The sequence below is a fragment of the Plectonema radiosum NIES-515 genome (genome assembly GCF_025753815.1).
Classification (GTDB): Bacteria; Cyanobacteriota; Cyanobacteriia; order Cyanobacteriales; family Nostocaceae; genus Hassallia; species Hassallia radiosum_A.
In genome coordinates this window covers 20,151-27,397 of record NZ_JAOWRF010000371.1, presented here as the reverse complement: position 1 = coordinate 27,397, position 7,247 = coordinate 20,151, and the positions used below count along the sequence as shown (strand labels likewise).

At 45.5% G+C, this 7,247-nt stretch carries 3 protein-coding genes; 1 reads left to right on the top strand and 2 read right to left on the bottom strand.

Translation table 11 applies throughout. The annotated features are described in order from the left end of the window. Positions 1-497: 497 nt before the first annotated feature. Entirely contained in the window at positions 498-920 is a 423-nt protein-coding gene (locus tag OGM63_RS26335; RefSeq protein WP_263748669.1) for a hypothetical protein, read from the top strand. 318 nt (positions 921-1,238) lie between these two features. Here OGM63_RS26335 and OGM63_RS26330 read toward each other — a convergent pair whose 3' ends face one another. Then, entirely contained in the window at positions 1,239-4,856 is a 3,618-nt protein-coding gene (locus OGM63_RS26330) for a non-ribosomal peptide synthetase (RefSeq protein WP_263748667.1), read from the bottom strand. Then, a complete protein-coding gene (locus OGM63_RS26325) occupies positions 4,814-7,141 on the bottom strand; it encodes a non-ribosomal peptide synthetase (protein WP_263748665.1) in 2,328 nt (775 codons plus the stop codon). Before OGM63_RS26325 ends, OGM63_RS26330 begins: the two co-directional genes overlap by 43 nt. Positions 7,142-7,247 lie beyond the last annotated feature (106 nt).

The following is a 7,247-nucleotide window of genomic DNA, read 5'->3' as shown; positions in this document are numbered from 1 at the left end:
TATTATCAAACAGAAGCGAAAACCAAATATTAAGTTAATTGTCGCACCTTTTCGCGATCTTCAACGTGGGACTGACCAGTTTTTTTTCAACAATTCTCTCAAAGCCTCTTGACAAAAGACTTACAGCCTTAACTTGTCACCAATGTTGTGGATCCAATACTGCTCGGTTAAGGAAAATAGAGGATAAAAATCGAGAAATTATGTTCGCGTATTGAACACGAGAATAGCGTGGATTTCCCAGAACTTACTTTTTTTCTAGAAGACCTTCGTACAAATCTGCCCAACTTTGTCGAAGAGAATCGATACATGACTGTAGATGCTGAATTTGAGTTCTCTTAGCCACTTGCATAACAGCATCAATATGAGCAGGGCTGCCAGCTTTGCCTAAATGCTTATATTTGCTCAATTTATCTGGAAGTCTTGTGGGAAAGAACGGTGATTTATCATGTAACTTATAATATCAATAAGTCCCACTAGGACTGTGTGCAAGGCACCTCATGAGGGTTGAACGTCTTGATGTTCAAGGTAACTTGAGAGTGTCTAAACCTTTGTGGCTAGCTTGGGTGGGTGAAGAAATGCCACCGAAGAAGTCAGTTTGGCGACTTTACTTGCGCCGCTTTACAATTGACCATTGGTACCGCTTTTTAAAGCAACGCCTACATTGGACTATTCCGAAGCTAGGTACTCCTAAGCAATGTGAGCGATGGAGTGACTTGATGCCTCTCATGACTTGGGAATTATGGTTAGCGCGTGATATTGTGACTGATAATCCTTTACCTTGGCAGAAATCCCTTGATAAATTGACCCCTGGACGAGTCGCTCAAGCTATGGGAGGAGTTTTAGCAGCGATTGGTACTCCTGCCCAGTTACCCAAACCACAAAGGATTGTCTCCCGGCTGGAAACAAGGATTACCCCGTAACCGTAAAAACCGCTATCAAACAGTTAAAAAAAGAGCAACGCCACCCCGTAAAGAACCATCGATCGCGGTTTAATATCAAAGATCCTTCATGCTTTTAACAAGTCTTTTATTAACTCAGCACTGCTGGGTCATTTCTTGCTGCTTAGTCTAAACTCCAGTTATTGATCCTTATTGACAATAGGTTTTGATGTCATAATAAAATCTTCATGGCTCAACATCGTCTTTTTTGAGTAATTATGTTATAAATTATACTTTTATATTTCATTATTTCCGTAATTACCGATTGTGACATCCTTGGGTGCGGAATGTGGGATCTATCTACAATTCTCCTTCCTCATCATCTTCCACATTCGGGAACAAAGATACCACCTCACTGGTGACAAAAACATCTTTTGCTTTTTGCAAAGTGTCAAGCCTTTGGGCTAGACCTGCGACGGTCGGGTTCTCAAACAGACTTCGCAAGGGTAACGCTACCTGGAAGAGTTCGCGTACCCGCGAAATGATTTGGGTGGCTAACAAGGAGTGTCCTCCCAAGGTAAAGAAGTCATCGTGAGTGCCGATTTGCTCAATGCCCAGAACTTCGCGCCAGATATTGACTAGGTCTTCTTCCAGTGGAGACTGGGGGGGCACGAAGAGAGTCGAGACGGTAAAATTGGCACTATCTGGGGCTGGCAAAGCGGAGCGATCAACCTTACCGTTAGGAGTTAGGGGCATTGCTTCCAAAAAGACGAAGGTTCCTGGAACCATGTAATCTGCTAGCTTGGCTTTGAGGAAGGAACGCAATTCACTTGACTTAGGGGGTGCTGCTACCTCTAATTTAGGAACTAAATATGCCGCTAGGTACTTGTTGGCTGCTTTGTCTTCTCGCATAATAACTACTGCTTGGAGTACCTGTGGGTGTTGTGACAGCACCGCTTCAATTTCGCCTAGTTCGATGCGGAAGCCCCGCAACTTAACTTGGTTGTCAACGCGACTAAGAAACTCGATGTTGCCATCCGGTAGGTAACGGGCTAAATCACCAGTTTTGTATAAGCGGGAACCTGGTTCTTCGCTGAAAGGATTAGGGACAAATTTCTCTAGGCTTAAATCGGGACGGTTGAGGTAACCTCGTGCCAGACCATCACCACCAATGTATAGCTCTCCGGGAACACCGATGGGTACAGGCTGCTTGTGAGCATCTAACAGAAAACAGCGCGTATTGGAGATGGGATGACCTATGGGAATGGTTGTAGCCCCTTCTGCAACATCTTGCACCAAGTACCAACTAGTAAACGTTGTACTTTCGGTAGGCCCATAAACATGAAGTAGCCGTTGCGGTGACCCATTCTTTAGCACTTCTTTGACCCACCTAGTATCGACCGCCTCTCCTCCAAACAGAAGGTGCAGCACCTTACGGAAAGCGGACGGGACAACACTCGCAATTTGATTAAATAAGGCTGTTGTCAAAAACAACACGCTGATTTCTTGGGAGTGAATGAAGTCTGCAAAATTCTCAGGTGAAAGAATCATATCCTTACAAACCTCGACAAGCCTCGCCCCGTTAAGTAGTGTTCCCCAAATCTCAAAAGTGACAGCATCAAACGAAAAGTTTGATGCAAAAGCAACTACGTCTTTTGGTTGTAAATTGATGTAATTTGTATTGAGTACCAAGCGGTTTACTGCTCGGTGAGGAACAGTCACCCCCTTAGGCTTCCCCGTTGACCCGGATGTGTAGATGATGTATGCTAGATTGCTGAGTTTCACTTCGCTTGTGGAGTTTGACTCGCTCTGTAAAGCAATTTCTTCCCAGCCAGAATCTAGGCAGATAACACGCGCTTGGTGTCGGGGAAGTTTCTCGACCAAATGTGTCTGGGTAAGCAGCACTGGTACGGCAGAGTCTTCCAGCATCAAAGCTAAGCGCTCTAATGGATATGCTGGGTCTAGCGGAACGTAAGCGCCACCTGCTTTGAGGATACCAAGCAGTCCCACCACCATCGAGAGCGATCGCTCCACGCAGATGCCCACCAGCACTTCGGGCCCAACGCCCAGTGTTTGCAGGTGGTGTGCTAGCTGATTTGCTCTTACGTTCAATTCTTGGTAGGTTAGCTGTTCCTCTTCAAATATCACCGCTACAGCATTGGGTCGAAGTTCCACCTGTTTCTCAAATAACTCATGGATACATTTATCCTGAGGATACTTTGTTTGGGTGTTATTCCACTCAAACAGTAGCTGGTGTCGCTCTGCTTCTGTCAGCAGTGGCAAAGAAGAAACTCGCTGCTGTGGATTGGCTACAATTCCCTCCAATAAAGTTTGGAAATGCCCATTCATTCTTTGAATGGTGTCCGGTTCAAACAGATCGGTGCTATATTCCCATTCCCCTTTTAAGCCCTGCTCATGTTCTTCCATCAGTAGGGTCAAGTCAAACTTTGCCGTGACCTTCTCCACTTCCAGGCGAGTGACAGTCAAACCGAATAAATTCGGTGAATCAAACTGACTATCTTGCCAGCCAAACGCCACTTGGAATAGGGGACTATGACTTAGCGATCGCTTCGGCTGCAAAACATCTACCAGTTGTTCAAACGGTAAATCCTGCTGACTGTATGCCTCTAGAGCAACCTGACGTACCTGGAAAAGAAACTCGTTAAACGTAGGGTTGCCCGACAGGTTGAATCGTAACACCAGCATATTGACAAAGAATCCAATCAATGGTTCTATCCCCAGGTGGTTACGGTTGGCACTGGGTGTGCCGACGAGAATCTTTTCTTGAGCGCTGTAGCGATGCAACAGAATTGCAAAAGCCGCCTGTAGAACCATAAAAAGTGTTGTCCGTGATTGGGAACTGAATGCTTTTAGTTGTTCTGAAAGTCCTTTAGGTAACGTAAAGCTGTGAGATGCACCTTGAAAACTTTGTACTGCCGGACGTGGGTGGTCGGTAGGTAGTTCCAACAGGGGTGGTGCATCCGCCAACTGCGCTTTCCAGTAGTTGAGTTGGTGAGAAAAAACCTCACCTTGAAGCCATCCTTTTTGCCAATGAGCGAAGTCGGCATATTGAAGCGACAATGCAGTTAAGGGAACTGGCTCACCTTTGATAAAGGCTTTATACAGCGCCGATAGCTCTTTCATAAAGATGCCCATCGACCAACCATCCGAGACAATATGATGTATGGTTAACAACAAATAATGTTCTTCTGGTGCGGTTCGCAGTAAGGTTACTCTCAGCAAAGAATCATGTTCTAAGTCAAAAGGATATTGGGACTCTTGGGCAACCCACCGTTGCACTTGCGCTTGTTTCTCGACTTCTGGTAAAGTTAACAATTCTACCATTTCCAGCTTTACAGTGCTTGTTGAGTGGATAATTTGGGTAGGTTGTCCTTTGACAGCAGCAAAGGTAGTTCGCAAACTTTCATGACGACGTACAATTTCAGTCAGACTTTGCTCTAACGCAGTAATATTTAGTGGTCCTTCAAGAAACCAGGCATCAAAGATGTTGTAGGTAGCATTGGCACCTTCCAGTTGGTTCAAAAACCACAGTCGCTCTTGGGCAAAGGAAGGAAATATCTCTCGCTCCCGAGAAACGCGAACAATTGGATGCTCAGATTGAATACCTTTGAAGGTTGTGGTATCGACGATGTTTGCTAATGCTGCAATGGTGTGTTGTTCAAAAAGAGTTCGTACAGAAATATCTACCTGGAAGGCTTTTTGCATCCGTAAAGCCACCTGTGTCGCCAAGAGCGAATGTCCCCCTAACTCGAAGAAATTCTCATAAATACCCACTTGTTCCAGTTGCAGTATCTCTCGCCAGATAGCAGCTATGGTCTGTTCTGTTTCTGTGCGCGGGGCAACCAACTCTCGTGTATCTAAACGATCCAAATCGGGCATTGGTAGCGCACGTCGGTCTACTTTGCCGCTAGGCGTTAAGGGGAACTTCGATAAGAACACAAAGGTTGCTGGAACCATAAACGCTGGCAATTCATTGTTTGCCCTGGGCTCAGTTCCCCAGAGGTTAAGCTGAGTTCTGCCACACACTCTTCTACGTTGGTGTTCGTATCAGTGGGCATCGAGGTTAGAGGTACAACATATGCCACGAGATGCTGGTTTCTATTGGAAGTATCTTTGTGTGCGACAACAACCGCCTGTTGTACTGCTGGATGTTTATTCAATACGGTTTCGATTTCACCCAGTTCAACGCGCAGACCACGAACCTTGACCATATCATCAACCCGACCCACAAACACCAGGTTGCCATCAGGACGGTAGTAAGCTAAATCACCCGTTTTGTAGAGATGTTCTGGGTTTTCTGCGGCGGCGAAGGGGTTGGGAATAAACTTCTGTTCGGTCAATGCGGGTTGATTAAAGTAACCCCTAGCTAGTTGCACGCCACCAAGATATAGTTCACCTGGTATACCGATTGGGACAGGTTGTAAGTGGTGGTCTAACAGGTAGGCTTGCGTATTGTCATGGGGTCGCCCAATGGGTGGTGGAGACGTTGGGTCGGTACATTCGCCTATCGTCGCGGAGATGGTAAACTCAGTTGGTCCGTAGACGTTATAGAAACGACGCCCTTGTGACCATTTGGCAACAAAATCAGGCGAGCAAGCCTCACCAAAAGTAAGGACAACTTTCAAGGCAGGAAACTCATCTTTGATCCCGGACAGGATGGCTAAAACGGATGGGGTCAGGCAAAGATGAGTAATGGCTTGCGTTTTGAGCAATTGCAGCAAAGCCGAACCTGGCATTGATTGTTCTGGGGTTAACACATAGAGTCTGGCTCCAGCACATAGAGGACCCATAATTTCTGCTATGGAAGCGTCGAAGCACAAAGAAGAAGAGTGGGTCAGCCGAGCGTTAGGATTGATGCCAAATCTTGAATTCTCCGATAGGATCACATTGGTCAAGCCACGATGTTCGATTAAAACACCTTTAGGCTTTCCCGTTGAACCAGATGTGTAAATCACATAAGCTAAATGATTACTCGTTACGTCACTAGATGGGTTTTCCCCACTTTTTTCTGAGATAATCTTCTTCTGGATATCTAAACAAATTACCTTTGTTTGGTGAGGCGGTAGATTAGCTAGCCATTTTTGGTGTGTCAAGATTATTGGTGCTTGAGCATCTTCTAGTATAGAAGCTAAACGTTCTTCAGGATACGTTGGATCTAACGGCAAATACGTAGCTCCTGCTTTAAAGACTGCTAGCATGGCTACAACTGCTTCCAAGGAACGCTCAAGAAAGACACCAACCAACACTTCGGGTTTTACCCCTAATTTTATCAGATAATGGGCTAATTTATTAACTTGCTGGTTTAATTCGTGATAAGTCTGTTGCGCTTCCCCAAAGACCACTGCGACGGTGTTGGGATACTGGGCAACCTGTTCCTCAAACAGGTTGTGAGCAAATTTTTCTAATGGGTGTTCTACTTTGGTTTCATTCCACGCGACCAACAATTGATGTCGTTCGCCCTCGGTCAGCAAGGGTAAAGTTTCAATTGGCTCCAAAGAATTAGCTAGCACTCCTTCAAGTAATGTTTGAAAGTGGTCCGTCATCCTTTGAATGGTTGCCTCAGCAAACAAATCGGTGTTGTAATTCCAGTTACCTACAATTTCCGATCCGCGATCGCACATTTCTAATATCAAATCCAACTGCTCTACCCCATAATTTTGTTCAAAGGGGGTGACGTTCTCGCCAGATAAAGCGAATGGCTCATGGGAAGTATTTTGCCAAACAAACATGACTTGGAACAGTGGATGATGACTCAATGTTTGCTCGGGTTGCAAAATCTCTACCAATTGCTCAAAAGGTATGTCTTGATGCTCTTGCGCTTTTAGGGTTACCTGTTTGACTTGGCTGAGTAGTTCTTCAAATGTGGGATTGTCCGACAAGTTCAGGCGTAGTACCAATGTATTGACAAGGCCAGTTTGCACTTCAACTTCCTCATCATTGCGGTGGGCAATCGGTGAACCAATAAGGATGTCACTCTGACCGCAGTAGCGAAATAGTAAGGTCGCAAAGGTAGACAGCAAGGCCGTGTACAAGTTAGATTCTGACCCCGTCTTAAATTTTCTTAGCGACTCGTTAAGTAATTGCGGCAAGATGAAGGTATAGTGCGCGCGGTTGAAACTGAGCGTTGCCGGTCGGGGTCGGTCACTAGGCAATTCCAATAGAGATGGGGAGCCTGCAAGCTGTTGTCGCCAATAGTTGAGTTGGTTTTCAGTTGAATTTATGTTGTTTGTTTGTCTGGTCATAATCAAGGCTTTTCAGTAGGTCTATTGTAAGTTTGGATTATATGAGGAGTGACGAGGCTGGTATTAAGAAAAAACATTGCCGAAGGCGAAGCATTAGCAAAGCTTG